Genomic DNA, 25,177 nt, shown 5'->3' with positions numbered 1-25,177 from the left:
TGACAATATCGAAAACCTTATTAGCGATGGAAATAACGCATGCAGGCAAACGGATTTTTTGATGGTGTAGGCGAAGCGATTGGCGATGCTATTCGCGTGGTGGTGGAGTTTTTATTGGGCTTCTTCACCAACTTTTTCGGCGCGTTTGATGACTTTATTGATGGTCTAACCCGCTCTCTGGGTATCAATGCGTCGTTCTTTAGCATTCTGGTGTTGGTAATTGGCTTGTGGCTGTTATGGCGCGGCTTTCGAGCGCTGCTACGAGGCTCCTTACTAGGAGCCATCGTGCGTATTGTGCTGGCGCTGTTTATCCTGTCGTGGCTGATGATGTAGAGAGGGCGAGCGCCCTTGAGTCAGTTTCATTAGATAAGTGATCAATTGTCATTTGCTTATTTGGTGCATTTTGCCATCATCTGCACTCTTTTTGTGCAGAGAGGGAGCAATGAAAGCTTATCTTGGCAAGATGCGAGGAGAGCCAACGGCGCGCCGCCCCGTCGGCTGGCAAGATGCCTGCTGGTCATGGCTGGGCGCTTTTACTGGCATGGCCGTTATATGCTGGCTAAGTGCCGCTTGGCTTTCGCAGCAGTTATTAATCGTGGGCTCCTTTGGGGCAACGTCGGTGTTGGTTTATGCAGCGCCTGAAAGCCCGTTCGCCCAGCCAAGCCATGTACTGTTTGGCAGTGTTTTGTCGGCGCTGGTGGGGGTGGGGTGCTACCAATTGCTGGGGGCAACGCCTATCTCGATGGCACTAGCGGTGTCGCTTTCCATACTGGTGATGCAACTGACACACACCGTGCATCCGCCGGGGGCTGCCGCTGCGCTGATTGCGGTAGCAGGTGGGGCGAGTGTCCACAAACTGGGCTGGTGGTATCCGCTGATCCCCATTGGCGCTGGGTGCGTGGTCATGCTGGTAGTGGCCATTTTGGTGAATAATTTAGCGCGCCATCGCCGTTACCCACGTTATTGGTAGCGGTGTAGCTGCTCCTCAATGGCGAAAACGTGCGCATCGTCTGTGCCTAATTCGCGTAACGCCTGGGCTAAGTTCAGTAAGTAAGCTTTATTCGAGCCGCTCGGGCCATGGGAATGGGCAATTTGGTGTGCAATATCATCCAACGATGCCTCGCCCAGAAAGGCTGGGTTATCTTCAGTAGCTAAGTAAATTAGCCCTTCCGTTGTTGCCTTTGCCGCCTGCACATTGCCCCGCTGCGCTAGAAAAGTGAGCGGCACTTTTTCACGCAGATAGCCGTTCTTTTCACGTACATCTAGCGGTGCCAGCACGTCGGGTGTAATGCGGTACGCCATGCCGTGACATACTTCCCCTTGGGCACGAATCAGCGTAGCGACGCGCCCCGGTGCGTCCGGCGTGCCACGGTGATCGTGGGAGCCTTGCCAAAAACGTCGCGCCCAGCCGGTAATGTAGGCGGGCTGACGTTCCAAGTAGGCAAAGTCGGCCTTCCAGATCAGCGAGCCATAACCAAACAGCCAGATATCGGTATGGCCGTCGAAGAAGTTTCTTTGCTGGTTCAGGGCGGTAGTATCAAACATCGCTATCAAGCATCATGAGTACGGTACATCGGTTAAAGCGCTCATCTTATCATGCCTTTAGTGATGACTTACTTGACCATCTCCGGAGACCGACATGCGCGCTATTTTTCTCGTCGATAACGGCTCATTACGGCCTCAGGCAACCCATAATCTGCGCCGCGTAGCGTTTGCGCTCAGCCAGCAGCTAGGCGAAACCGTGCAGGCGGCTTCCTTACTGCACTCCAATAAAATCCCTCCCGACGAGGTTGACGGCATCCCCGCGATGACTCTGGGCCCGGCTGCTGAGCGCAGTGCCGAGAATGGGGCGACAGAGATCATTGTGCTGCCGTTTTTCTTTGGCCCAAGCAAAGCACTGACGGGCTACTTGCCAGAGCGCATGGCAGCACTGCAGACGCGTTTTCCTCAGGTGAGCGTTCGTGTGGCCCAGCCGCTGGTAGATGAGCGGGGCAATAATGACCTGCGCTTAGCCAAACTGCTGGCCGACAACGTGCGCGATAAGCGCCAAGCGGGGACTACGCCGCATGTAGCGCTGGTCGATCACGGTAGCCCGATTGCTGAAGTGACCGCCGTGCGCAATCGCTTAGCCGGCCAGTTAAGCGTGCTACTGGCAGATGAGGTTAGCTGCGTAGCGGCAGCCTCCATGGAGCGTCGTGAAGGTGACGAATATCGCTTTAACGAGCCGCTGTTGGAGCATTTATTGGATACACCGGAGTTCCAAGCAGGCCCGGTCATCCTAGCGATGCTGTTTCTCTCGCCTGGGCGTCATGCGGGGGAAGATGGCGATATCGCCGAGATTTGCGCCGCCGCGGAACAGCGCCATCCAGGTTTGAGTGTGACAACCACCGCGCTGGTTGGCGAACACCCTGACATCGTCGCGATACTGCACGCACGGCTGCGCCAAGCACTTGATGGTGAACGTTTTCTACTCGAACTTCCGGCTACGCTAGACAATGCGCACTAGGTGGGAGGTGTAACGCTGCCCAAAGGCGCGTAGAATCGCGAGCCTTTGAATGCGCAATTACACTGTTAACCAGGGCTCACATCTTGATCGCAACCGCCAATATCACCATGCAGTTTGGGGCCAAGCCCCTGTTTGAAAATGTCTCCGTCAAATTTAATAACGGCAATCGCTACGGTTTGATTGGCGCCAATGGTTGCGGTAAGTCCACCTTTATGAAAATTTTGGGTGGCGAGCTTGAGCCTTCTTCCGGGCAGGTCATGCTGGATAGCAGCACGCGGCTGGGTAAGCTACGCCAGGATCAGTTCGCCTACGAAAACGAGCGGGTCATCGATACCGTTATCATGGGGAACGCTGAGCTGTGGAAAGTGGCCGCCGAGCGCGAGCGGATCTACTCCCTGGCAGAAATGAGTGAAGCGGATGGCATGGCGGTGGCCGACTTGGAAGTACGCTTTGCTGAGCTTGACGGCTATACCGCTGAGTCTCGCGCCGGGGAGCTACTGTTGGGGCTAGGTATTCCCATTGAACAGCACACCGGCCCGATGAGTGAAGTTGCCCCCGGTTGGAAACTGCGTGTGCTGCTGGCCCAGGCACTGTTTTCCGACCCGGATGTGCTGCTGCTCGATGAGCCGACTAACCACCTGGATATCAATACTATCCGCTGGCTGGAAGATATTCTCAAAGCGCGCAGCAGTACCATGATTATCATCTCCCACGACCGCCACTTCCTGAACAGTGTGTGCACGCACATGGCGGATCTGGATTACGGGGAAATTACCCTGTTCCCCGGCAACTACGACGACTACATGACAGCGGCCACTGCTGCCCGCGAGCGTCAGCACTCGGATAATGCTAAGAAAAAAGCCCAAATTGCCGAGCTTCAGCAGTTTGTTAGCCGCTTCTCGGCCAACGCCTCCAAAGCCAAACAGGCCACTTCACGGGCGCGCCAGATCGACAAAATCAAGCTGGAAGATATCAAGCCTTCGAGCCGGGTTAGTCCGTTTATCCGCTTTGAGCAGAATAAAAAGATTCACCGCAATGCCGTGAATGTAGATGCCATTACCAAAGGCTACGACGATGAGAAGCCGCTCTTCGAGCGTTTCTCGATGACCGTAGAAGCGGGTGAGCGCATTGCTATTATCGGCCCCAACGGCATTGGTAAAACCACCCTGCTTAAAACCCTGGCGGGTGATTTACACCCCGATGCCGGTGAAGTGAAGTGGACCGATGCAGCGGAAGTTGGCATGTTTGGCCAAGACCACACCGACGACTTTCCTGTTGATGCCACGCTCTTCGAGTGGATGAGCCAGTGGACCAAAGGCGGTGAGCAGGTGGTGCGCGGCGCGTTGGGTCGGATGCTGTTTTCCAGCGACGATATTGGTAAATCGGTGAAGGTCATTTCCGGTGGCGAGCAGGGGCGCATGCTGTTTGGCAAGCTAACGCTCACCAACCCTAACGTGCTGCTAATGGATGAGCCGACCAACCACCTGGATATGGAATCGATTGAGGCGCTGAACTTAGCGCTGGAGAACTACCCAGGCACGCTGATATTTGTCAGCCACGACCGCGAGTTTGTTTCCTCGCTGGCCACGCGCATTATCGATATGCAGCCCGAGGGCCTTGTCGACTTTAGCGGCAGCTACGACGACTACCTACGTAGTCAAGGCGTTGTTTGATCGCTAACCGATCAACCAATAATGTGTGTGTAAGTCGACTCTGAGGCGGGTTGCTGCTCGGCATCGAGTAAGTTGCCGCTAAAGGTTTCGTTTAGCTCTTTGGCGAGCTCTACATAAACGTACATCTGCTGATTGCGACGTTTATGTAGCGGCGGCTTAACCAGCAAGCTAATCCCACGAATGGGTTCGTGGGTCTCGCCTTGCAGTAGGTCGGGCATTTCTCCAGGTGGAAAGGCGTTGGCGATCGTGATTGGGTTCGAGGGTTGTTTGCCTTTGATAAAGAAAACCTTTTTGACCGCATCATAGCTGGCTTCTTTTCCCCGTAGCCATTCGGTCAGGCGTTCGTCTGTCGTCGCATCGGGGTGAGAAAAAATCACAAACAGAGAGTGCTGCTTTACTTTCGCTGTGCGCTTGGCGGGCACCGGTTCTTCTGGTTCAGGCGAAGGGGGCTGTGGTTCTGCTTTGGGTGCTGGCGGCGGCGTGGCGGCCTTTGCTTTGGCGCGGCGTTGTTTGGGAATAACCACATAAACGAAAATAGCCGCAGCCACGACCCCCAGCACTAATGAAGCAATAGCGAGCAAGAACGGAAGTGAAGTGGTGTCCATCTCATTGAGTCCTATCTGTCGGCGCTTAGGCCCTATTATTTAGTCGTAAAATAGCGGCATTCAGTGTTAACGCAAGCGCCACCCAAAGCCAATGAGGCATACCAGTAGAGTGAACAGCGAACTGAGCATGACTCACCAGTATATGAAAACTAAAGAATCAATAGCCTAGCAGCGAATGCTCACTGAGCCTATGGTGTCGCCCAGCGTGGAGTGTCAATTTTTAAGATGCATCGCCAGAGTTTACCGTGTTCCCTCAACGCAGTATCGTTTTGCATAAAGCCTAAATGAAGCGCTAATTATGAAATACTGTTCGCCAGTAGATGATATCGACTGTGATTTCCTGACTAATGCAGGCAGTGCCGCTTGGCATAAGCAGCTTGCCAGTTTGGTACGTTCTGCGGGGAATCGAGACTTCCCAGCGCGGCTTGAGCTGGTGCTGCGAGCCATAGCAGGCTTTGATACGATTCTGATTAGTACTTACAAGGGGCGTCGTCGGCCGCTACTGATTCATGACGACTACCCATCTGAAAACCGTCAACAGGCGATAGATCGCTATCTCAGTGGCGCTTATTTGCTGGATCCTTTTTTTACCGCTATTGATGCTGGGCTAAACAGTGGCGTCTATCGGCTACGGGAGCTTGCGCCAGACCGTTTTGAATCTAGCGACTATTATGCGCATTACTATCGATCGTTAGGGTTGGCCGATGAGGTTGGGCTGTTTGCCTGTGTTGGAGAAGATGTCTTGATGGTGGTGTCGTTGGGATTTCAGAAAGACGCTCCACTCAAGCGACGTTCACTGCAAGTATTGAAAAATGTGGCACCGCTGATCGAGACACTGTTGATGGAGTTTTGGAAGTGGCAGGGCATGCTTTTTCAGCAAACACTGGAAAAGCACGCCCCTGTGGAAGCCGCTTTCGCGAGCTTTGGTCAGACGTTGTTAACGGCCCGTGAGCAGGAGATAGTGCGTCTTCTATTAGCCGGACACTCCACTAAGTCAGCGGCTCGAGAGCTTGATATCAGCGATGGAACCGTAAAGGTGCATCGCAAACATATTTATCAGCGTCTGGATATTTCCAGCCAGTCGCAGCTATTTCAGCTGTTTCTTGAACATGTGGCGTTGATTTCCCGGCAGTTGAGAGGCTAGTTAGGCAGCTCACTATGACTGTAGCGTCATCCAGATGGTTTTTATCTCGCTATACTCATCCAGCGAATGAAGCGATTTATCCCGCCCGTTGCCTGATTGTTTAACACCACCGAACGGGACTGTCATGTCCGGCCCCGCCCAGTTGTTTACGTACACTTGCCCAGACTGGAGTTTGCGTGAAACGCGCATCACGCGGTCAATATCCTGGCTCCAAACCCCCGCCGCCAAGCCGAAGTCACTATCGTTAGCGAGAGCAAGCGCTTCGTCTTCGTTATCGAAGCCAAATACCGCTAGCACCGGCCCGAAAATTTCTTCGCGACCTACCACCATCGAAGGCGTAACGTCGTCGAAAATTGTGGGTGGGATAAATAGTCCAGGGCCGTTAAGCGGTTCTCCACCGGCCCTTAGCGTAGCTCCCTCTTCCTGGCCTTGACGTATATAGTCGAGCACTCGGCGGTATTGAGTCTCGTCTACCATGGCACCCATGAAGCTTTCCGGATCGAGTGGATCTCCTGGCTGCATTTGCTCGGCGGCTTTTACCACGCGGGCAACAAAGTCTTCACGGATGCTGTTTTCTACCAGCAAGCGAGATCCCGCAATGCAAACCTCGCCCTGATTGTGGAAGATAGCCGTTGCAGCATACTGGGCAGCTTTATCGAGATTCTGACAGTCCGCAAAGATGATGTTGGGACTTTTGCCTCCGCACTCTAAATAGACGCGCTTCAGGTTTGACTGCCCAGCGTATTGCATCAGCTGTTTACCGACCTGTGTTGAGCCGGTAAAAGCGAGGCAGTCGACCTGCATTGAGAGCGCCAGTGCTTTACCTACTGTATGGCCATAGCCGGGCAGCACCTGAAAAACACCCGTGGGTAGGCCCGCTTGCTGGGATAAATTAGCAAGGCGCAGTGCTGACAAGGGGGATTTTTCTGATGGTTTAAGGATGACGCTATTGCCTGCCGCTAAGGCAGGGGCGATTTTCCAAGCGGTCATCATCAGCGGGAAGTTCCACGGTACTATTGCAGCGACAACACCTAGAGGTTCTCGAACGATAAGCCCTAAATTGCTATCACCCGTGGGGGCAACTTCACCATACAGTTTGTCGATACTTTCCGCGGTGTAGCGCAAACAGCTGATGGCGCCGTCGATATCACCTAAAGCGCTTGAAATGGGCTTGCCCATATCAAGCGTATCAAGCAGTGCCAGTTCATGCTTATGATCCTGCATTAAGTCAGCAAGCTTAAGGAGGATGACTTTACGCTGTGTCGGTGAGCGCCGTGCCCACTCGCCCCGTTGGAACGCTTCTCGGGCGGCTTTAACCGCGAGAGCAGCGTCAGCCTCGTCACAACTCGCTACTTCGGCTAACACGCTGCCGGTGGCAGGGTTAATCGTGGTAAGCGTGTCACCATGTTGAGCATCCACAAAGCGGTCGTTGATATACGCACGGGTTTCGAAATTGAGCTTTTCCGCTAACGCTTGCCACTCGGCCTGGTTGGTTGGGGCCGTGGTTGGGATATTCATACGTTAACCTCCAGACTGTTGGCGTTTTCGATAAGGGCTTCACAGAGTGCTTGAGCGCCGAGGGCGCAGTGTTCTGGTGTGGAATACTCAAGTTCGTTATGGCTAATACCATCGCGACAGGGAATGAATAGCATTGCAGTGGGGGCCACACGTGAAACGTAAACAGCATCATGGCCAGCGCCGCTTATCATACGGCGGTAGGGAATGCCCTGACGCTTGGCTGCGCTCTCAAGAGCGGCAACACATCGTTCATCAAACTTAACCACGGGAGAGGCCCAGATGCGTTCAAAATCCACGGCGATGCCAAACGTTTCGGTAATGTCCGCTAGCTCGCTATGAAAGTGCTCTTCCAGTACGTCGAGTTTCTCTTCCACAGCATGACGGAGGTCGACGGTCAATTTAACTTTGGCAGGAATTACATTGCGAGAAGGCGTATCAATTTCAAGACAGCCAAAGGTTACTTTTGTATCGCCGCTGGTATCGTTAGCTGCATGAGTGTACAGGCGGTCAATTAACCTCGCGGCGGCGGCTAGTGCGTCATGACGGTAAGACATTGGGGTGGTACCTGCATGGGCCGCACTGCCTTGGATCGTTAGATCAAACCAGCGCATTCCCTGCACGCCAGTGACAACCCCAATTGCCAGTTCCTCTTCTTCAAGCACTGGGCCTTGCTCGATATGCAGCTCAAAAAAGCTGGCTAGCTGCGGTTCTCCAATCGGTAGGTCGCCTTTAAAGCCTGTCTCTTCAAGCGCTTGCCCAAAGGTAACGCCATTGGCATCCTGTCGAGCTAAGGTTTCCTCAACTGCGAAAACACCTGCATAAGTGCCAGAAGCAACCATGGCCGGTGCAAAGCGACTGCCTTCTTCGTTGGTCCAAACGATAAGTTCAAGCGGGCGCTCAGTCACTACGCTGTGATCGTGTAGAGTGCGAAATACTTCTAAGCCTGCGAGTACACCCAGAACGCCATCGAAGCGTCCGCCTTTGGGCTGGGTATCTAGATGGCTGCCTGTCGCCACAGGTTTAAGGTCGTTACGTCTACCAGGACGGCGGATAAAAAGATTACCTACCCCATCAACGCGCACCTGACAGCCGATCTCTTCACACCACTCAATCAATAGGTGCCTACCGGCAGCATCCTCCTGGGTAAGTGCTAAACGGTTGCTTCCGCCATTGGGCGTGGCGCCGATCTCTGCCATTGCCATTAAACTTGACCACAGCCGCTGACCATCAATAGAAATCTGCATGGAAGCCTCTTCTTATGTTTATAGGATGATCTAAAGGTTTTCACCTTAGGTGGCTGGGCAGTAAGTCGATATACCCCAATGGGGATATATTCTTGGCATTGTCTATCCCGCTAGCCTGTTGACTCACCTCAACAACGGCTTCCTACAAATGAGGGCTAGATGATGACCAATAATAGAGCAGTGCCTGCTTACGACTCGCAAGATCTGTGGCAGAAGGATAAAGATCACTTTATCCATCCCTTTACAGACTTCAGTCTCTTCAACGAAAAAGGTTGCGACTTAATTACTGATAGCGATGGCATCTATGTCGAGGATGTCCACGGGAACCGCTTTATCGATGGCATTGCTGGGTTGTGGTGTGTCAATGTCGGGCATGGGCGCGCTGAAATAGGGCAAGCGATGGCCGATCAAGCGACCCGGATGGCCTACTTCTCAACCTTTAATAATCTCTCTAATGCACCTGCTACTGAGCTGGCAGCCAAGTTAGCTGAGCTCGCGCCTTCACACTTGAATCATGTGTTCTATAGTTGCGGTGGATCCGCGGCTAACGATGCCACTATTCGCTTGGTTCATTACTACTTCAACCGCCTGGGTAAGCCAAAGAAAAAGCACATTCTTTCGCGTACCAATGCCTATCATGGCACCACCTATATGGCGGCCAGCCTTACTGGCATTGAGAGTAATAACTGGGAATTCGACACCCTTGATCACCTGGTAACTCACCTCAGTGAGGCTAACTGCTATCGTCAACCAGAAGGCATGACGGAAGCCGATTACTGTGATCACCTAGTGGATGAGCTTGAGCGCACGATTAAGCGAATCGGGGCGGACAATATTGCAGCGTTTATCGCAGAGCCGATTATGGGCGCCGGCGGGGTGCTGATGGCTCCTCAGGGGTATCATGCACGTATGCAGGCGGTATGCCGAGCCAACCATATCCTCTATATTGCCGACGAAGTGGTTACTGGTTTTGGTCGCCTGGGCCACTTTTTTGCCTCTGAGGCGGTGTTTGATACCCAGCCCGATATTATTAACGTGGCGAAAGGCCTCTCTTCCGGCTACGCCCCGCTCGGCGCCACGCTGATATCTGATGAGTTATATGCTGTTCTAAGCACTCCCCAGGGGCCAGGCGGAGTACTGAGTACTGGCTTCACTTATTCAGGGCATCCGGTTAGCTGTGCGGCAGCGCTTAAAAATATTGAAATTATTGAGCGTGAAGGGCTGTGTGAAAATGTACGCGACATTGGCCCTTACCTTGAGCGCAAACTCAAAACGCTAGCGGATCATGAGACAGTAGGTGACATCCGCGGCAGTCATTTCATGATGGCGATTGAGAATGTCGCTGATAAAGTCACTAAAAAGACATTGCCTGTTGAGGCGCGGGTGGGTGATCGCGTGGCTGCCGAGGCGCAGAAACGTGGTTTGATAATCCGGCCTGTGGGGCATCTCAATATTATTTCGCCTCCCTTAATTTGGACTCGCCAAATAGTTGACGATGTGGTGGCTATTTTAGATGAGTCTTTTGCTGCAACCACGCTCTCTCTCAAAGTGGATGGTTACCTGTAGCGAACAGGTATCAAGGCGGGTTCGATTGCGCCCGCTTCGAGTCTTAGTACAACGATAAAGAGACGCGACCAATGGAAGATTATGGAATTTTAAGCCTAATACCTACCCTGGTTGTCTTGGTAATGGCGATTGTGACAAAGCGCACTATTGAGTCGCTTCTTGCTGGCGCTATCGTGGGGCTATTGATGTATAAGCCTCTCGATATTGTCACTCAGGGCTCGGATATCCTACTGAATGTGCTAGGCAATGAGACAGTCACTTGGATTATTCTAGTGTGTGGGCTTTTTGGTAGCTTAATTGCGCTGCTAGTTAAAACGGGGGGCGTTTTAAGCTTTGGTAATGCGATTACAAAGCGCATACATTCCCGCCGCCAGAGCCTGTTGGCAACCTGGGTCTTGGGGCTGATCATCTTTGTCGATGATTATCTTAATGCATTAACCATCAGTGCCTCTATGAAAAAGGTGACTGATCGCTTTAATGTGTCACGGGAGAAACTGGCGTATATCGTCGACTCTACCGCAGCGCCGATCTGTATTCTTGTGCCTTTTTCAACCTGGGCAGTTTTCTTTGCGGGATTGCTTGAAGACAACAATGTTGCTGGCAGTGGTATGGGCCTATATATCGAGGCAATACCGTTTATGTTCTACGCGTGGGTGGCAGCTGCGCTGGTACCACTGGTTGCACTCGGCTGGATTCCCAACCTGGGGCCGATGCGTACTGCCGAGGCTCGAGCGATGGGAGGGCAGCCGCAGCCAGAAGGGGTTGAAGAGAATGCACTTGAAGTGGGCAATGAAAGCACCAAACAGCCCCACTTAATTAACTTCTTACTCCCTATAGCGACGCTTATCTTCTTTACCTGGTACTTTGAAATTGACATTTTACGCGGTGTTATTGTCGCGCTTGTCGTCACCTTAGTATTAATAGCAGTTCAGAAGCTCTTAAGCTTTAACGATACGTTCGATACTGCGCTCGATGGCTTTAAAGCCATGATCATGCCTCTGGGAACTTTGGTAGCGGGTTTCGTTTTGAAAGAAGTGAATGACTTGCTTGGGTTAACAGGTTTTGTCATTGACGCGGTGCAGCCCTTAATGACCGCCGGTATGCTACCTGCCGTTGTGTTTATCACCATGGCGTTTCTAGCCTTTGCCACCGGTTCCTTTTGGGGAATATTTATTATTGCAATGCCCATCGTACTACCGCTAGCCAGTGGTATGGATGCTCATATGCCGCTTGTTGTGGGTGCTTTAATATCCGCCAGCGCTTTTGGAAGCCATGCATGTTTCTATGGCGACTCCACGGTGCTTTCTGCCCAGGGAGCTGGCTGCTCTCCAATGGCCCATGCGCTAACTCAGCTCCCCTATGTGCTAATTGCAGCCACTATTGCTGCAGGCATTTTTATGTTGGTAGGTCACCTATGAAACAGACAATGTCAGCTCCTCAAAAGACACTTTCCCAAAACAGTGAGCCGGTAACGCCAGCATCTCTTGGCTACTCAATGCCTGCCGAGTTTGCACCCCATGACGCGTGCTGGATGCTCTGGCCGCAGCGTCCTGACACATGGCGCTATGGTGCCAAGCCTGCGCAGCAAGCGTTTGTTGACGTGGCTATTGCGATTGCCGAAAGTGAAACCGTATTCGTGGGTGTTAACGATGAGCAGTATGAAAATGCCCGTAACCAGCTTCCTGCTCATATTCGTGTGGTCGAGTTATCCAGTAATGATGCCTGGATGCGTGATGTAGGACCTACCTTTGTGACTCACCCAGATGGGCATCTTGCCCTGATTGACTGGGAATTTAATGCCTGGGGCGGCTTGAAAGAAGGGCTCTATTTTCCCTGGGACAAGGATAGGCGTATCCGTTGCAAGATCAGCGAAATGCTTGGTATCCAGCGTTTTGAAGCCCCTCTTGTTCTGGAAGGCGGGGCAATACATGTCGATGGTGAAGGAACACTGATCACGACAGAAGAGTGTTTGCTGAACCCCAACCGCAACCCAGATATGGATCGAGAAACCATCGAGCGTTGGCTTCAGGAGTATTTGGGGATCAGTAAGGTTATTTGGCTTCCACGGGGGTGCCACTTAGATGAAACCGATGGGCACGTGGATAACCTATGCTGCTTTGTCGCACCTGGGCAGGTAGCGTTGACGTGGTGTGATGATGAGCAGGACCCCCAAGGCGTTATCTCGAGAGAAGCGTTAAGCGTGCTGGAAAATGCAACGGATGCCAAAGGCCGAAAGCTAACAGTGCATAAGCTGCCGATACCGGGGCCACTCTATATTGCCGAGGATGAAGCCAGTGGTTTAGACCGCCTCAACAGTTCACACCCTAGACTGCCGGGAGACCGAATGGCGGGGTCTTATGTGAACTTTTATATAGGTAACTCCGTTGTGGTGATGCCGTTGTTAGACTCCCGTCACGATGGCGAAGCTGAAAACATACTCTCGACACTCTTTCCTACTAAACGAGTGATCGGCGTGCCTGCCCGCGAAATACTTCTAGGTGGAGGCAACATACACTGTATTACCCAGCAGCAGCCCCGCGTATAGCTACGCTCCCCCCAGCTAATCAGCTGGGGGGAACACAAATCGGTTAGCCAATACGATCGTAGCCGTTATCCATAAACGGATAATCGGTGTAGCCCTTTTCATCACCGCCGTAGAACGTTTCATGGTTCGGCTCGGTAAGGGGGGCATTCACTCGGAAGCGTTCCGGCAAGTCGGGGTTAGCGATATAAGGGCGGCCAAAGGCTACAGCATCGGCGGTGTTTTGATTAATGCGTGACTCCGCGCGTTCTGCGTCGTAGTTGCCGCAGTAAATCAGGCTGCCATTAAAACGCTCGCGCATTTGCTCACGAAAGCCATCAGGGAAAGTGATATCGCCACCGATCCAGTTAGGCTCGTTTAAATGCAAATAGGCTAAGCCGCGTTTGGACAGCTGCTCTGCCAGATAGAAGGCCATGGCTTCTGGCTCATCATCAGTCAGGCCGAACAGTTCGATAAAGGGCGTCAAGCGAATGCCCACGCGCTCTGCACCGAACACTTCAACTACCGCATCGACCACCTCTAGCGGGAAGCGGGCGCGGTTTTCCAACGAGCCGCCGTACTGGTCGGTGCGCTGGTTGGTGCCGGTGGCCAGGAACTGGTTAAGCAGGTAAGCGTTAGCCGCGTGGACTTCCACCATGTCGAAGCCTGCGCGTTTGGCACGAACAGCCGCTTGGCGGTAGTCATCAACAATGCCGGGGATCTCATCGGTTTCCAGTGCCCGGGGCGTGCTAGTAGGGTGCTGACCAGCCGTCCCGTCTTCAAATTCAACAAAGCACTGAGCGCCTTCGCCTTTTAGCGCGCTAGGGGCAACAGGCTGTTGTCCATCTGGTTGCACCATTTCATGGGACACACGCCCAACGTGCCACAGCTGCAGCGCGATACGGCCACCTTTGGCATGCACCGCACCCACCACGCCTTTCCAGCCCGCTTCTTGTTCATCCGTCCAGATGCCTGGCGTATACACATAACCCTTGGCTGTGGGGGAGATGTTGGTTGCTTCACTAATAATCAGACCTGCGCCTGCCCGCTGACCGTAATAGGCTTCCTGCAGGGTGCCCGGCACGCTATCTGGAGTGCGCGAGCGTGTCAGCGGCGCCATGATGACTCGGTTTGGAATCGATAAACTACCTAATTGAAGAGGGGTGAAAAGCGCTTCATACGCCATGAACAGACTCCTTTTGGAAGCGGTCAATTAAATCGTGGCGAACAGAATAGACCAGTTTACTAGTAAATGCTAACTCAGTAATTGCCAGCCGCTACGGCGCAGCCATGGGATAAGATTTTTGAAGGCAAAACATAGAGGGCTCCGTAGACCAGTGTGAAAAGGCGACGAACAACCCACGCCATTAAAGAGAAGGTTGCATGCTTGCTAATTGCATTTCCAGGCACCGTTCTACATCATGAGGTTAACTTAAATGTTATAAGGCTTAACACGTGTTATATGACGCCAACCAAACGCCTGAGCAAGCCGCTCGGGACAAGATAGATGGGCGCTTGCGGGCATGTGGTTGGCACGTTCAAGGCAAGGGCTCGCTCGACTTCAATACTGATTTAGGCATCGCCGTACGTGAGTATCAGACACCGATTGGCCCCGCTGACTATGTACCGAAAGTAAAGAAACGGAAGCAGCATGGCGCCTAATAAACTTCCCATCAACATCGATGACTTACTCCACCACCGCACAGTGGAAAGCGAGAGAGTTGAGTATAAGGAAGGCTGGAACCCTGAATCTATCCTGCGTACCTTGTGTGCCTTCGCCAACGACTTTCACAACCTGGGCGGCGGTTATGTGCTGGTCGGGGTTGCGGAAGAGAATGGCCAGCCCCAGTTGCCGCCTGCTGGTCTGTTACCTGAACAAATCGATGCCATCCAAAAAGAGCTGTTAAACCTGGGGCATTCGGCCATTGCGCCGCATTATCATCCGCTAACCGCTACCTATGAGATTCAGGGCAAAACTATTCTGGTCCTGTGGGCCCCAGGTGGGGAATCACGCCCCTATAAAGCCAAAGCCAGCTTGAGTAAGAAGGGTGATTGGGCCTATTACCTGCGTAAACATACCAGCACGGTTAAAGCATCAGGCCAGGATGAGCGCGAGCTGTTAAGCTTGGCGGCAACTGTGCCCTTTGATGATCGCTATCGCCAAAGCGCGGACTTAAGTGATCTTTCGCCCTACTTGATGCGTGATTTTTTGCACGATATTGGCAGTGAGTTATTGGCTGAAGCCCGCGAGCTGGATATTGAAACCCTGGGCCGCCGAATGAACGTGGTGGGTGGGCCAAGCGAAATGGCCTTTCCTAAGAATGTCGGCCTACTGTTTTTTAATGAGCAACCCGAGGAATTTTTTCCAGCCACTCAGATAGACGTGGTGTACTTTCCAGATGGTGCTGGTGGTGACCATTTCGAAGAAAAAATCTTCAAGGGCCCGCTGGGCCGCATCACTCGCGATGCCTTGGACTACATTAATCGCAACTATTTAAAAGAGGGCGTAACCAAACACGCTGATCGACCTCAGGCGGAGCGTTTTTGGAATTTCCCGCTGGCTGCCATTGAAGAGGCGGTGGTGAATGCGGTGTACCATCGTTCCTATGAAATTCGTGAACCCATTGAAATACGCATCGATGGCCAAGAGCTGGTAGTGCTGAGCTTCCCTGGGCCAGACCGTTCTATCCGCTTACAAGACCTGCAGGCAGGCAAAGCAGTCAGCCGCCGTTACCGTAATCGGCGCATTGGCGAGTTTTTAAAAGAGTTGGATTTAACGGAAGGCCGTTCAACGGGCGTGCCAAAGATCCTTCGAGTCATGAAAGCGAACGCTTCTCCAGAGCCGATATTCGAAACCGACGATGATCGCAGTTACTTTGTCATTCGTTTGCCAGTTCACGAAGGATTCCTTGTTGATACAGCGGGAGTAGCCGAAGTCACCCCCGAAGTCACCCCCGAAGTCACCCCCGAAGTCACCCCCGAAATGTTACGCCTGCTGGGGGCGTTGGAGGGTGAGATGGGTAGAGTAGATTTAATGGCGGCCTTGGGGCTGCAAGATGAAAAGCATTTCAGAGAACATTATCAGCAAAACGCCATTCAACAGGGGTTAATCGAGATGACGATCCCTGATAAACCCCGTAGTCGTCTGCAAAAATACCGATTAACCGTTTTAGGTCAGCGAGTGCTGGCCATCAAGGATATGCATTAATGAACACTGCCCCTATTATTTCCAAGGTCTGGAGCTTCGGTACCACGCTACGCGCAGCGGGGCTTGTAGTATTTGTTGTCTAAAGGCCTTTCAACTTCTCTTCATCCAAGGCCAGCGGCGCTTGGCTGGTGTGTTGATTTGTTCAATAGCGTTGGTCAGCGCCAGCATGATGGTGCTTAACTGGCGGTGGCAAACGGCGCTACTCAGCACGCCGGGGCACTGCTTGAGGAGTAAGTCACACTGCTGTGAGGCAATGAATATTTGCTCGGTGACGGGAGGGGCGAAGAGCGGCTTCGCTTGCTGGCTGCAGCGGGTTAGTTCCCGTGACAGTAGGGTGAGCATGCTGGTGTCTAGCCAGCAGGGCAGCGGGTCGTCTAGCCGACCGGCAATCGAGTGTTGCACTGCTTCGAAAGAGGTGCGTAAAAAAATCAACGTTTGGCGAAGCTGACGCTGCTCACTAGTCATGGTGCTTTTCCATAGGACTTTTCCATCGTACTTACTCGCATCACAGTACTTGCTCACATCACACTACTTATCGTTAGCTCAACTGAACGTCACCTAAGAGAGATGATAGACCTAAAATAGAGATCTAAAAGATAGTGTTTCTCATTTGCATATTTGGTGACGATAGCGCTGGTTAATCGTACTGTCAATCTTGGGCTATCAATGCGGTTATCTATTCGCTACTTATCCATTGCCTGATAGAGCTGCCAATCGTTGTTAGTGAGTGGCTCGGCGCCGTGTTGAGTGACCGCCACGGTATCACTGATCCCTACGCCCCACTGACCAGGAACGCGTAGGCAGAGCGGTAAGTGGAAGACCATGTTCTCTTCGAAAGGGCGGTGCAGGCCTTGGGCAATATAGCCGGTGCCTTCAACCCAGCTAGGAGGGAACTGCGCACCCACAGCGTAGCCAAATACCCCCGAGAAGAACAGTTGATCACGGGTAGGTGCCAGCAGGGCATCCGCTGCCTTCGCGGCATCATCAAAGGTGTTGCCTGGTTTCATATGGCTGCACAGGGTCTCGAACAGCGAGCGGCACAAGTCGCGGGTGGCGGTTAATTCAGCGCTAGGTTTTCCAGTCACCGCTGTGCGCATCATCGGCGCGGTATAGCGCTGGTAAGCGGCGCCAAATTCTAAAAATATCGGTTCATTGGGCTGTATGACGCGGCGCTTATGGTTAACGTGAATCACCCCGATGCGGTGCCCGCTGGTCACGATAGGCTGCAAACTCATGAACTCGCTGCCGTTCTCTAGCAGTGCTTTAGCACCGATGGCCGCAATATCGTTATCAGTCATGCCAGGGCGAATAGCGGCCATCGCAGCCTCTAAACCTGCCGCAGTGATTCGTGCACTTTCGCTGAGCATTTTAAGTTCGGCGCTACTTTTAACAATGCGAATCGTATCGAGCAGGTCACCTGCTTCGCAAAAGCGCTCTTTACCCACCGAGCGGGCCAGCGCGTCCATCACGCCCACTCGCAAACCGCTGCTCCAGCCATCAATGCCAATTTGCTTGCAAGCAGTGAGTAAATCCGCGAGCGGCGTGATGATCTCATCCAGATTTTCCCATCGGTAACCAATGATTTCGTCGACACGAGCGGTGACCACTGCTGCCCCTGTTTCAATGGATGCCACTTGCAGTACCAGCTGTGTAGGTGTGCACACTAAGCAGGCGTGTACCGATACCTCGAAGGTGTGATAGCCGGTTAAGTAGTTAATGTCGGCAGGGTCGGTGAGCAGTAATGCATCCAGCCCGCGTTGTGTCATTGCATGGCGCACTTTGTCTAGGCGCGTTTGGTATTCGGCAGGTGCAAAGGGCAACTCACTTTGGGCAAGCGTCTCGGCAAGGGCGGTGCGGTAGTGTTGATAATCCATAGCGGTCTCCGGTGGGGGCTATGGTGAGTATAGGCAGCTGCTCTAGCGTTACACCGCTGTGGTTATCAACGCTAGCAATAGTAGCGAGTTGTGCCTCAATCGTACCCGGTAATAAGACGCGCACAGGAAGCACGTGGCCTCGCCCTCAATGGGAGCGGTGCATAAAAATGTGCGGTGATTATTTTCAGCGTGATGAGCGTGTGTTTTATGTCCGAGTGTTGCTTTTTTAATAACATTTGTCTTGTGGGGAAAGGTGTTATTCGCCTCTATAAGCCCATTTAATGCTGTTGCTTGCGCATTTGTACGTCGGTCTATATGATCAGATTGGTTAAAATAATCAACAAAAGGAAGGTGGCAAATGCAACCTCAAGCGTCTTCTGGTCATGTCGCGTCTTACTACGCGGCATCGTCAAACTCCACATCTCAAAGGCCCATGCTGGAGGGGGATGTTGAATGTGATGTTTGTGTCGTGGGGGCTGGCTTTACAGGCATCTCTGCAGCACTACATTTGGCGGAGCGTGGTCATCGGGTAGTGGTGCTGGAAAGCGTGGCGATTGGCTTTGGGGCGTCCGGGCGCAACGGTGGCCAGATCGTTAATAGCTATAGCCGTGATATGGATGTTATCGAGAAACAAAACGGCGCTGAAACCGCTCGGGCACTGGGTGCGATGGCATTTGAGGGTAACCAGATTATCCGTCAGCGCATTGAAAAGTATCAGATCGACTGCGACCTAAAAGAAGGCAACTTGTTTGCTGCTTGTAACAAGAAACAGTGGCAAGGCTTAAAGGAGCAAAAAGCTTTATGGGAGCGCTACGGCCATCAGAAACTTGAGCTGTTGGAAGGTGAAGAGGTCAGACGAGAAATAGGCAGCGATCGTTATGTGGGTGCGTTGGTGGATCACTCTGGTGGGCATCTTCATCCTCTCAATTTAGTGTTGGGGCAGGCGGCAGCGTTGGAGTCGTTAGGTGGCAAGATTTTTGAGCACTCCCCCGTGACTCGCGTGGAGCACGGTGAACCGGTGACGCTGCATACCCCCAAGGGTCGCGTGACCGCTCAACGGGTCGTTATGGCTGGCAATGCCTATTTGCAAGGGTTGCTACCCAAGCTGGAAAGCAAGGCGATGCCGTGCGGCACCCAGATCATTACCACTGAGCCGTTGTCTGCAGAGTTAGCTGCACGATTACTACCTAACGATAAAGCAGTAGAGGATTGTAATTATCTCTTGGATTACTACCGCCTGACCGCCGATAACCGTTTGCTATATGGCGGTGGAGTGAACTATGGCGGGCAGGAGTCCGCCAGTATTGAGGCAGCTATTCGACCGAAAATGCTGTCTACCTTTCCAGAGCTTGGCGATGTCCGCGTCGATTACGCCTGGAGCGGTAACTTTTTGCTGACACTCAACCGCCTGCCGCAGTTTGGCCGCATTAATAGCAACGTTTACTACGCCCAGGGGTACTCTGGCCACGGGGTAACGTGCTCTCATCTGGCTGGCAAGTTAGTGGCAGAAACGATTAGCGGTGAAGAGACGCGTTTTGAAGCTTTTGCACAGATTTCCCACCTGCCAATGCCTGGCGGACGGTTGTTACGTGTTCCGCTTTCCGCGATGGGAGCGTGGTTCTACGCCATGCGTGACCGGCTGGCTGTTTAGCGCTGATTAGTTTGAGGATTGCTTGGAAGCGGGCTGGCGAATACGTTCGTCAGCCCGTTTTTATTTGCCACGGATGCTCACGGATAACACGGCATAAAAAGCTAATAGAAGAACGGAGATAGCAGCATAAGATAGGCAGAAGCAATAAAAGAGAGACGCCGAGCAGCGCCTCTCTCTATTCTCTTGGTGGGTTCTATTGGTGGTTTATCAGCTTATACGTGGCGCAGGTACCAGTCATACTCCATGGCACTAACTTCGCGCATGGTTTCGGCGCGCTCTGCTTGGCGGTTGGCAATGAACACTTCAATAAAGTCTTCGCCAAGCTGTTCGCCAAGTACACGGTTGTTGCTTAACAGGTGCAGCGCTTGGGTCCAGCTGTTAGTTAGCTGGGGTGCGATTTGGTCATAGGCGTTGCCGATGATTGGCTCCGCAGGTGTAGTCTGCTGAGTTAGGCCATGGTGGATAGAGGCCAGTACGGTGGCCAGTAACAGGTAGGGATTAACATCGGCACCCGCTACGCGGTGTTCTATGCGCCGCGCTTCTTTTGGCCCGGCGGGAACGCGTATGGCCACAGAGCGGTTATCGTATCCCCAGGTAGGTGCCAAGGGCACATAGAGTCCTTCCTGAAAACGGCGGAACGAGTTGAGGTTGGGAGCCAGCAGTGCCATGGAGTCTGGCATCAGCTCCAGCAGTCCTCCTACGGCGTGTTGCAGTGCGGTGCTCTCCAGCGGATCGTCGCCGTTTTCGGCAAAGATATTGTGTCCGTCACTATCTACCAGACTGACGTGAACATGAGTGCCGCTACCCGCTTCTAAGCCGTAAGGCTTGGCCATAAAGGTAGCTTCAAAGCCGTGCTTTAATGCAACGCCCTTGATCAATCGCTTGAGTAGTACCGAGTGGTCGCAGGCGCTTAACGCATCATCTGTGTGAATCAGGTTGGCTTCAAACTGGCCGGGTGCACACTCTTTCAATACCGTATCCAGCGGCAAGCCTTGCGCCTGGGCGGCACTCTGCAAGTCATTGATAAACTCAGCGTACTCGTCTAGCTCAAGCACCGAATACAGCTGACTTTGAGTGGCCCGCTCGCCGCTGCAGGGAGACTGCGGTGGCTGAATCAAGTTTTCTTCGTCGCGTAAACGATCAACCAGATAAAACTCTAACTCAAGGGCGACGACAGGGGTTAAACCACGCTCGGAGAACTGCTCAAGAATGCGCCGCAGAATCTGGCGAGGATCGGCAAAAAATGGCGCGCCGTCCATCTCCTCCATGGTCATCAATAGCTGGCCATACTGGTTGTTATTCATCCAGGTGACCGGATTGAGCGTGCCGGGAATGGCGCGACATACGCGGTCGCCGTCGCCGCTGGAAAGCCCCAGCCCCGTCTCTTCAACGGTGTTGCCATTGATGTCCAACGCAAATACCGAAGCAGGCAAATAGATGCCTTTTTCAAACACTTTGCCAAGGTTATCGCTAGGGATGCGTTTACCACGAATGACACCGTTAAGATCACTGATTAACAGGTCGATGCTGGTGATCTCTGGGTGACTGTCAAGAAAGTCCGAGGCTACGTTTTGAGCGTCTATGTTATTGGCAGAGGACATACGTTGTACCTTATTTTTATGCCGTTTTAGTTGTGTTTCTGCTAACAGTATCCTTGCTTCGGTAGTCGTCTGTGTCAAATATTTAATAACAAAAATAGTGTCATTATTTTTTGTCGGTAACGGATGTGTTTTTTAATTCATTGTTTATCAATGGCTTAATATGTTTTTTCATAAAAATGCTATTTTGCTATTGGAAAATAAAACAAGCCACGCTATGTTGAAGTGACTGTTGAATAAAACATAACAACTGACAAAGTGGTTTGACTATGCAAGCAACGCATTCCCCACGCCCACTGGTGGGTGTTATCGCCTGCTGCCGAGAAGTGGAAGGCCATCCCGCGCAGATAGTGACCGATAAATTCCTGCAGGCGCTTTACCACTACGGCATCACGCCGGTGATTCTTCCTGTGTTAGCCGCCGATACATTGACGCCCGAGCAGCATGCTGAACAGGCCATTGCTCTGTTGGGCAGCCTGGATGGCTTGCTGCTAACTGGCAGTTATACCAACGTCGCTCCTGACCGCTATGGGGCTGAGCGCGCCCCAGAGAATACCCGTGCTGACGCACGGCGCGATGAGGCGGCACTTTGCTGGGTGCACGAGGCGTTACGTCAGGCGTTGCCTCTATTTGGCATTTGTCGCGGCTTTCAGGAAATGAATGTCGCCTTTGGAGGCACCCTTCATCAGGCAGTTCAAACGCTACCAGGCATGCTCGATCATCGTGAGCCGCCCGCTGACGACATGGCGGGCCATTATGCGCCCTCTCATACGGTAAAGATCCGCCCGGATGGCGCCCTGGCGGCGCTCTATAGCAGCGAGCATGCTGAGGTGAATTCACTGCATCAGCAGGGGATTGATCAGCTTGCACCAGGTCTGGAGGCAGAAGCCTGGGCACCTGATGGATTAGTTGAAGCGATTTCGGTGCGCGACGCTGCTGCGTTCGCCCTGGCTGTGCAGTGGCACCCGGAGTGGCGTCCTAAAGAACATCCTTTCTATGACGCACTCTTTCAGGGGTTTGCGGCGGCCTGCCGTCAGCATCGTACCCAACGCGCCACCCAGCCAGTTAATAGCTGAATGCTTGTTGCAACGACTTGAACAGGAGCCGACCTATGCAGACCCAGGACTATCAGGCGTTGGATCGCCAACACCACCTTCATCCATTCACGGACTTTAAATCACTTGGCGAAGAGGGTAGCCGCATCATCACCCACGCCGATGGGGTATACATTTACGACAGCCAGGGCAATCGTATTCTTGATGGTATGGCGGGACTTTGGTGTGTCAATCTCGGTTACGGGCGACAGGAGTTAGTTGATGCCGCCAGCGAGCAGATGCAGCAACTGCCGTATTACAACAACTTCTTTAAAACCACCCACCCTCCGGCAGTAAAGCTGGCCGCTAAACTGAGTGAGCTGGCACCCGAGCATATCAATCATGTGTTCTTCACGGGTTCCGGGTCTGAAGCCAATGATACCGTGCTGCGCATGGTGCGGCGCTATTGGGCGATCAAAGGCAAGCCGGAGAAGCAATGGGTCATCTCGCGTGAAAATGGTTATCACGGCTCTACTGTCGCGGGCATGAGCCTTGGTGGCATGGCGCCGATGCATGATCAAGGTGGCCCGTGTGTGCCGGGGATTAGCCATATTTGCCAGCCTTACTGGTTTGGTGAAGGGCGCGACATGAGTCAGGAAGCCTTTGGCAAGCAGTGTGCCCAAGCGTTAGAAGAGCAAATTCTGGCGTTAGGTGAAGATAAAGTGGCGGCTTTTATTGCTGAGCCGGTGCAGGGCGCAGGTGGTGCGATCATTCCACCAGACAGCTATTGGCCCGCGGTGAAAGAGGTGTTGGCCAAGTACGATATTCTGTTGATTGCCGATGAAGTGATTTGCGGGTTCGGGCGTTTAGGCGAGTGGTTTGGCAGTACTCACTATGGCTTACAACCTGACCTGATGCCGATTGCCAAAGGGTTGTCGTCGGGCTATCTGCCCATTGGCGCGGTGCTGGTGGGAGATCGCGTGGCCGATACGCTGATCGAAGACGGCGGTGAGTTCTTCCACGGTTTTACTTATTCCGGCCACCCTGTGTGTGCAGCGGTTGCGCTTAAAAACCTCGAATTGCTGGAAAGTGAACGGGTAGTCGAGAAAGTCCGCGATGAATTGGGGCCCTATCTGGCTAAGCGTTGGCAGGAACTGGCTGAGCATCCGTTAGTGGGTGAAGCCCGTTCGTTGGGCTTGATTGGGGCACTAGAGCTGGTCGCCGACAAGCGCACCGGTGAACGCTTCGATAAGTCTCTTTCCGCGGGCAACTTGTGTCGTGATTTGTGCTTTGAGCATGGCCTGGTGATGCGCTCAGTGGGCGATACGATGGTGATGTCTCCGCCGCTAATTATCACTCGCGATGAAATCGATGAATTGGTCAGTAAGGCACGTTTGGCGTTGGATAAAACCGCTGAAAAGCTGGCGATAACACACCCTATGGAGAGTGCATAATGGCGGCAGATACACCGAAAACCCTCGCCGACTGGCAATCAAAAGCCGCATCACTGAGCTTTGAAACGCGCGCTTTCATTAATGGTGAGTTTGTCGCTGCCGCTGATGGTAGCACGCTGAGCAGTATCAACCCTGCCACCGGACATGTTCTTGCTGAAGTAGCCAGCTGCGATGCTCAAGATGCTGAGCTTGCAACGCAAGCAGCCCGTGCAACCTTTGAAAGTGGTGTCTGGTCGCGTTGCCACCCGAGTAAGCGTAAGCGGGTGCTACTGCGTCTAGCCGAGCTGGTAGAGACACACCGCGATGAATTGGCGCTGTTAGATACGTTGGACATGGGCAAGCCGATTTCCAGTTCGCTAGGTGACTTGGCAGGCACCGTCGCCTGTTTGCGCTATCAAGCGGAATGTATCGACAAGCTTTACGGTGAAGTGGCTCCTACTGGCGATCGTGCGCTAGGGTTGGTGCTGCGCGAGCCAATGGGCGTTATCGCTGCCATTGTGCCGTGGAATTTCCCACTAATGATGACGTCGTGGAAGATTGCTCCGGCACTGGCGGCGGGCAACAGCGTCATTCTCAAGCCGTCGGAAAAATCACCTTTGTCAGCGCTGCGCTTGGCCCACCTTGCCAAGGAAGCGGGTATTCCCGATGGTGTCTTTCAAGTGCTGCCAGGGTACGGCCATACGGTGGGCAAGGCTCTGGCACTTTCCATGCAGGTTGATGGTCTGGCGTTCACTGGCTCCACTGGCGTGGGTAAACAGCTGATGCAGTACGCCGGACAATCCAACCTGAAACGCGTGTTTCTGGAGTGCGGCGGCAAAAGCCCCAACATCGTTTTCGCCGACTGCCAACACCTTGATGCCGTCGCGCAAAGCGCTGCGGAAGCTATTTTCCACAACCAAGGCGAAGTCTGTATTGCCGGTTCGCGCCTGCTGGTGGAAAACAGCATTCGCAAAGATTTTGTGGCTCGCGTAGTGAAAGCTGCTGAGCACATGCAGCCGGGAGACCCGCTCGATCCGGGTAGCTTCATGGGTGCCATGGTTGATGAAGCGCAGTACCAACGCGTACTGGCGTATATTCGCCAAGGCGAAAGCGAAGGTGCCACCCTGAAGCTGGGCGGCGAACCTAGCGATTCCAATGGGTATTTCCTGCCGCCGACGGTCTTCGATGATGTGACTCCCGACATGTGCATTGGCCGCGAAGAAATATTTGGCCCTGTACTGAGTGTGTTTGGGTTCGACAGCGAAGAGCAAGCCATTGCGCTGGCCAATGACAGCGACTACGGCCTTGCTGCGGGCGTTTGGAGTCAAGATATTGACCGCATCATGCGGGTCTCTCGGCGGCTGCAATCCGGTCAGGTCTATGTGAATAACTGGGCCGGTATCGATCAGACCGTTCCCTTCGGCGGTGTTAAGCAGTCGGGCAATGGACGCGATAAATCGCTTCACGCGCAGGAGAAATACTGTGAAGTGAAGACGGTATGGATGTCGCTTAGCCCTTAAAACATCTTTACCACGTATTGATTTGAGTCATCCACAGCGCCAGACGCCGCCGTATAAGCGGTGGCTCTGGCCATGGCTTCCC

22 protein-coding genes are annotated in these 25,177 nt (G+C 53.1%); 14 read left to right on the top strand and 8 right to left on the bottom strand.

Annotated elements, in window-relative coordinates:
• Positions 1–39 precede the first annotated feature (39 nt).
• A complete protein-coding gene (locus NF683_RS04545; protein WP_038478731.1) occupies positions 40–333 on the top strand; it encodes a hypothetical protein in 294 nt (97 codons plus the stop codon).
• A gap of 109 nt (positions 334–442) precedes the next feature.
• Entirely contained in the window at positions 443–970 is a 528-nt protein-coding gene (locus NF683_RS04540) for an HPP family protein (protein ID WP_089040590.1), read from the top strand.
• On the opposite strand, the gene NF683_RS04535 is transcribed toward NF683_RS04540, so the two are convergent.
• On the bottom strand, positions 961–1,545 hold the full coding sequence (locus NF683_RS04535) for a gamma-glutamylcyclotransferase (RefSeq protein WP_038478724.1): 585 nt from the start codon (positions 1,543–1,545) through the stop codon (positions 961–963). The genes NF683_RS04540 and NF683_RS04535 overlap by 10 nt on opposite strands.
• Positions 1,546–1,639: 94 nt before the next feature.
• On the opposite strand from NF683_RS04535, the gene NF683_RS04530 reads away from it, so the two are divergent.
• Together NF683_RS04530 and NF683_RS04525 are read left to right on the top strand one after the other, a co-directional pair.
• Positions 1,640–2,506, top strand: a complete 867-nt coding sequence (locus NF683_RS04530) for a sirohydrochlorin chelatase (protein WP_253921379.1) — start codon at positions 1,640–1,642, stop codon at positions 2,504–2,506.
• Positions 2,507–2,589: 83 nt separating this feature from the next.
• Complete coding sequence (locus tag NF683_RS04525; protein ID WP_038478718.1) at positions 2,590–4,179, top strand: ABC-F family ATPase; 1,590 nt, start codon at positions 2,590–2,592, stop codon at positions 4,177–4,179.
• An 11-nt stretch (positions 4,180–4,190) separates the two neighbouring features.
• Here the strand turns inward: NF683_RS04525 and NF683_RS04520 are convergent, their stop codons facing one another.
• On the bottom strand, positions 4,191–4,784 hold the full coding sequence (locus NF683_RS04520; RefSeq protein WP_089040592.1) for a cell division protein ZipA C-terminal FtsZ-binding domain-containing protein: 594 nt from the start codon (positions 4,782–4,784) through the stop codon (positions 4,191–4,193).
• Positions 4,785–5,082: 298 nt separating this feature from the next.
• On the opposite strand from NF683_RS04520, the gene NF683_RS04515 reads away from it, so the two are divergent.
• Entirely contained in the window at positions 5,083–5,928 is an 846-nt protein-coding gene (locus tag NF683_RS04515) for a helix-turn-helix transcriptional regulator (RefSeq protein ID WP_253921378.1), read from the top strand.
• Between the two features lie 12 nt (positions 5,929–5,940).
• Here NF683_RS04515 and NF683_RS04510 read toward each other — a convergent pair whose 3' ends face one another.
• Positions 5,941–7,446: an aldehyde dehydrogenase gene (locus NF683_RS04510; protein WP_253921377.1), complete on the bottom strand. Its 1,506-nt coding sequence runs from the start codon at positions 7,444–7,446 to the stop codon at positions 5,941–5,943.
• Positions 7,443–8,690 (bottom strand): M20 family metallo-hydrolase, encoded by a 1,248-nt coding sequence (locus NF683_RS04505; protein ID WP_253921376.1) that lies wholly within the window; start codon positions 8,688–8,690, stop codon positions 7,443–7,445. Before NF683_RS04505 ends, NF683_RS04510 begins: the two co-directional genes overlap by 4 nt.
• Before the next feature lie 162 nt (positions 8,691–8,852).
• On the opposite strand from NF683_RS04505, the gene NF683_RS04500 reads away from it, so the two are divergent.
• From NF683_RS04500 to aguA, 3 genes are all read left to right on the top strand, one after another.
• Positions 8,853–10,256, top strand: coding sequence for an aminotransferase (locus NF683_RS04500; protein ID WP_253921882.1), 1,404 nt, complete (start codon positions 8,853–8,855; stop codon positions 10,254–10,256).
• Positions 10,257–10,327: 71 nt separating this feature from the next.
• Positions 10,328–11,674 carry a Na+/H+ antiporter NhaC family protein gene (locus tag NF683_RS04495; protein WP_253921375.1) on the top strand — a complete coding sequence of 449 codons (1,347 nt, stop codon included), beginning with the start codon at positions 10,328–10,330 and terminating at the stop codon, positions 11,672–11,674.
• Between the two features lie 8 nt (positions 11,675–11,682).
• Positions 11,683–12,801, top strand: coding sequence for an agmatine deiminase (gene aguA / locus NF683_RS04490; RefSeq protein WP_253921374.1), 1,119 nt, complete (start codon positions 11,683–11,685; stop codon positions 12,799–12,801).
• Positions 12,802–12,844: 43 nt separating this feature from the next.
• Here the strand turns inward: aguA and NF683_RS04485 are convergent, their stop codons facing one another.
• On the bottom strand, positions 12,845–13,963 hold the full coding sequence (locus NF683_RS04485; protein ID WP_253921373.1) for an alkene reductase: 1,119 nt from the start codon (positions 13,961–13,963) through the stop codon (positions 12,845–12,847).
• A 269-nt stretch (positions 13,964–14,232) separates the two neighbouring features.
• On the opposite strand from NF683_RS04485, the gene NF683_RS04480 reads away from it, so the two are divergent.
• Together NF683_RS04480 and NF683_RS04475 are read left to right on the top strand one after the other, a co-directional pair.
• On the top strand, positions 14,233–14,439 hold the full coding sequence (locus NF683_RS04480; protein ID WP_253921372.1) for a hypothetical protein: 207 nt from the start codon (positions 14,233–14,235) through the stop codon (positions 14,437–14,439).
• Positions 14,429–15,985, top strand: a complete 1,557-nt coding sequence (locus tag NF683_RS04475) for a Fic family protein (RefSeq protein WP_253921371.1) — start codon at positions 14,429–14,431, stop codon at positions 15,983–15,985. Before NF683_RS04480 ends, NF683_RS04475 begins: the two co-directional genes overlap by 11 nt.
• Before the next feature lie 90 nt (positions 15,986–16,075).
• Here the strand turns inward: NF683_RS04475 and NF683_RS04470 are convergent, their stop codons facing one another.
• The gene (locus NF683_RS04470) at positions 16,076–16,450 is read right to left on the bottom strand and encodes a hypothetical protein (protein WP_253921370.1); all 375 of its coding nucleotides are present in this window, start codon (positions 16,448–16,450) and stop codon (positions 16,076–16,078) included.
• 218 nt (positions 16,451–16,668) lie between these two features.
• Positions 16,669–17,859 carry a M24 family metallopeptidase gene (locus tag NF683_RS04465; protein ID WP_253921369.1) on the bottom strand — a complete coding sequence of 397 codons (1,191 nt, stop codon included), beginning with the start codon at positions 17,857–17,859 and terminating at the stop codon, positions 16,669–16,671.
• 358 nt (positions 17,860–18,217) lie between these two features.
• Between NF683_RS04465 and NF683_RS04460 the strand changes: the two genes are divergently transcribed.
• On the top strand, positions 18,218–19,510 hold the full coding sequence (locus tag NF683_RS04460) for an NAD(P)/FAD-dependent oxidoreductase (RefSeq protein ID WP_089040597.1): 1,293 nt from the start codon (positions 18,218–18,220) through the stop codon (positions 19,508–19,510).
• Between the two features lie 212 nt (positions 19,511–19,722).
• Here NF683_RS04460 and NF683_RS04455 read toward each other — a convergent pair whose 3' ends face one another.
• The gene (locus tag NF683_RS04455) at positions 19,723–21,111 is read right to left on the bottom strand and encodes a glutamine synthetase family protein (protein WP_253921368.1); all 1,389 of its coding nucleotides are present in this window, start codon (positions 21,109–21,111) and stop codon (positions 19,723–19,725) included.
• Between the two features lie 266 nt (positions 21,112–21,377).
• Here NF683_RS04455 and NF683_RS04450 point away from each other — a divergent pair, with 266 nt between their 5' ends.
• The 3 genes from NF683_RS04450 to NF683_RS04440 are packed head-to-tail and all read left to right on the top strand — an operon-like array spanning position 21,378 to position 25,095.
• Positions 21,378–22,184 carry a gamma-glutamyl-gamma-aminobutyrate hydrolase family protein gene (locus tag NF683_RS04450; protein WP_253921367.1) on the top strand — a complete coding sequence of 269 codons (807 nt, stop codon included), beginning with the start codon at positions 21,378–21,380 and terminating at the stop codon, positions 22,182–22,184.
• 35 nt (positions 22,185–22,219) lie between these two features.
• On the top strand, positions 22,220–23,596 hold the full coding sequence (locus NF683_RS04445; RefSeq protein ID WP_193059496.1) for an aspartate aminotransferase family protein: 1,377 nt from the start codon (positions 22,220–22,222) through the stop codon (positions 23,594–23,596).
• Complete coding sequence (locus NF683_RS04440) at positions 23,596–25,095, top strand: aldehyde dehydrogenase (RefSeq protein WP_253921366.1); 1,500 nt, start codon at positions 23,596–23,598, stop codon at positions 25,093–25,095. Before NF683_RS04445 ends, NF683_RS04440 begins: the two co-directional genes overlap by 1 nt.
• The last annotated feature ends 82 nt before the right edge of the window (positions 25,096–25,177 follow it).

It is taken from the genome of Halomonas sp. MS1, from assembly GCF_024182575.1.
In the GTDB taxonomy this organism is placed as follows: domain Bacteria; phylum Pseudomonadota; class Gammaproteobacteria; order Pseudomonadales; family Halomonadaceae; genus Vreelandella.
This window is presented reverse-complemented; position numbering and strand designations above follow the sequence as displayed.

Bases quoted from the DNA above. Each gene is read 5' to 3' on its own strand.
- aguA (WP_253921374.1), top strand. From the start codon at position 11,683: ATGTCAGCTCCTCAAAAGACACTTTCCCAAAACAGTGAGCCGGTAACG.
- NF683_RS04475 (WP_253921371.1), top strand. From the start codon at position 14,429: ATGGCGCCTAATAAACTTCCCATCAACATCGATGACTTACTCCACCAC.
- NF683_RS04530 (WP_253921379.1), top strand. From the start codon at position 1,640: ATGCGCGCTATTTTTCTCGTCGATAACGGCTCATTACGGCCTCAGGCA.
- NF683_RS04445 (WP_193059496.1), top strand. From the start codon at position 22,220: ATGCAGACCCAGGACTATCAGGCGTTGGATCGCCAACACCACCTTCAT.
- NF683_RS04460 (WP_089040597.1), top strand. From the start codon at position 18,218: ATGCAACCTCAAGCGTCTTCTGGTCATGTCGCGTCTTACTACGCGGCA.
- NF683_RS04520 (WP_089040592.1), bottom strand. From the start codon at position 4,784: ATGGACACCACTTCACTTCCGTTCTTGCTCGCTATTGCTTCATTAGTG.
- NF683_RS04450 (WP_253921367.1), top strand. From the start codon at position 21,378: ATGCAAGCAACGCATTCCCCACGCCCACTGGTGGGTGTTATCGCCTGC.
- NF683_RS04500 (WP_253921882.1), top strand. From the start codon at position 8,853: ATGACCAATAATAGAGCAGTGCCTGCTTACGACTCGCAAGATCTGTGG.
- NF683_RS04545 (WP_038478731.1), top strand. From the start codon at position 40: ATGCAGGCAAACGGATTTTTTGATGGTGTAGGCGAAGCGATTGGCGAT.
- NF683_RS04470 (WP_253921370.1), bottom strand. From the start codon at position 16,450: ATGACTAGTGAGCAGCGTCAGCTTCGCCAAACGTTGATTTTTTTACGC.
- NF683_RS04535 (WP_038478724.1), bottom strand. From the start codon at position 1,545: ATGTTTGATACTACCGCCCTGAACCAGCAAAGAAACTTCTTCGACGGC.
- NF683_RS04540 (WP_089040590.1), top strand. From the start codon at position 443: ATGAAAGCTTATCTTGGCAAGATGCGAGGAGAGCCAACGGCGCGCCGC.
- NF683_RS04510 (WP_253921377.1), bottom strand. From the start codon at position 7,446: ATGAATATCCCAACCACGGCCCCAACCAACCAGGCCGAGTGGCAAGCG.
- NF683_RS04440 (WP_253921366.1), top strand. From the start codon at position 23,596: ATGGCGGCAGATACACCGAAAACCCTCGCCGACTGGCAATCAAAAGCC.
- NF683_RS04495 (WP_253921375.1), top strand. From the start codon at position 10,328: ATGGAAGATTATGGAATTTTAAGCCTAATACCTACCCTGGTTGTCTTG.
- NF683_RS04505 (WP_253921376.1), bottom strand. From the start codon at position 8,690: ATGCAGATTTCTATTGATGGTCAGCGGCTGTGGTCAAGTTTAATGGCA.
- NF683_RS04485 (WP_253921373.1), bottom strand. From the start codon at position 13,963: ATGGCGTATGAAGCGCTTTTCACCCCTCTTCAATTAGGTAGTTTATCG.
- NF683_RS04465 (WP_253921369.1), bottom strand. From the start codon at position 17,859: ATGGATTATCAACACTACCGCACCGCCCTTGCCGAGACGCTTGCCCAA.
- NF683_RS04515 (WP_253921378.1), top strand. From the start codon at position 5,083: ATGAAATACTGTTCGCCAGTAGATGATATCGACTGTGATTTCCTGACT.
- NF683_RS04455 (WP_253921368.1), bottom strand. From the start codon at position 21,111: ATGTCCTCTGCCAATAACATAGACGCTCAAAACGTAGCCTCGGACTTT.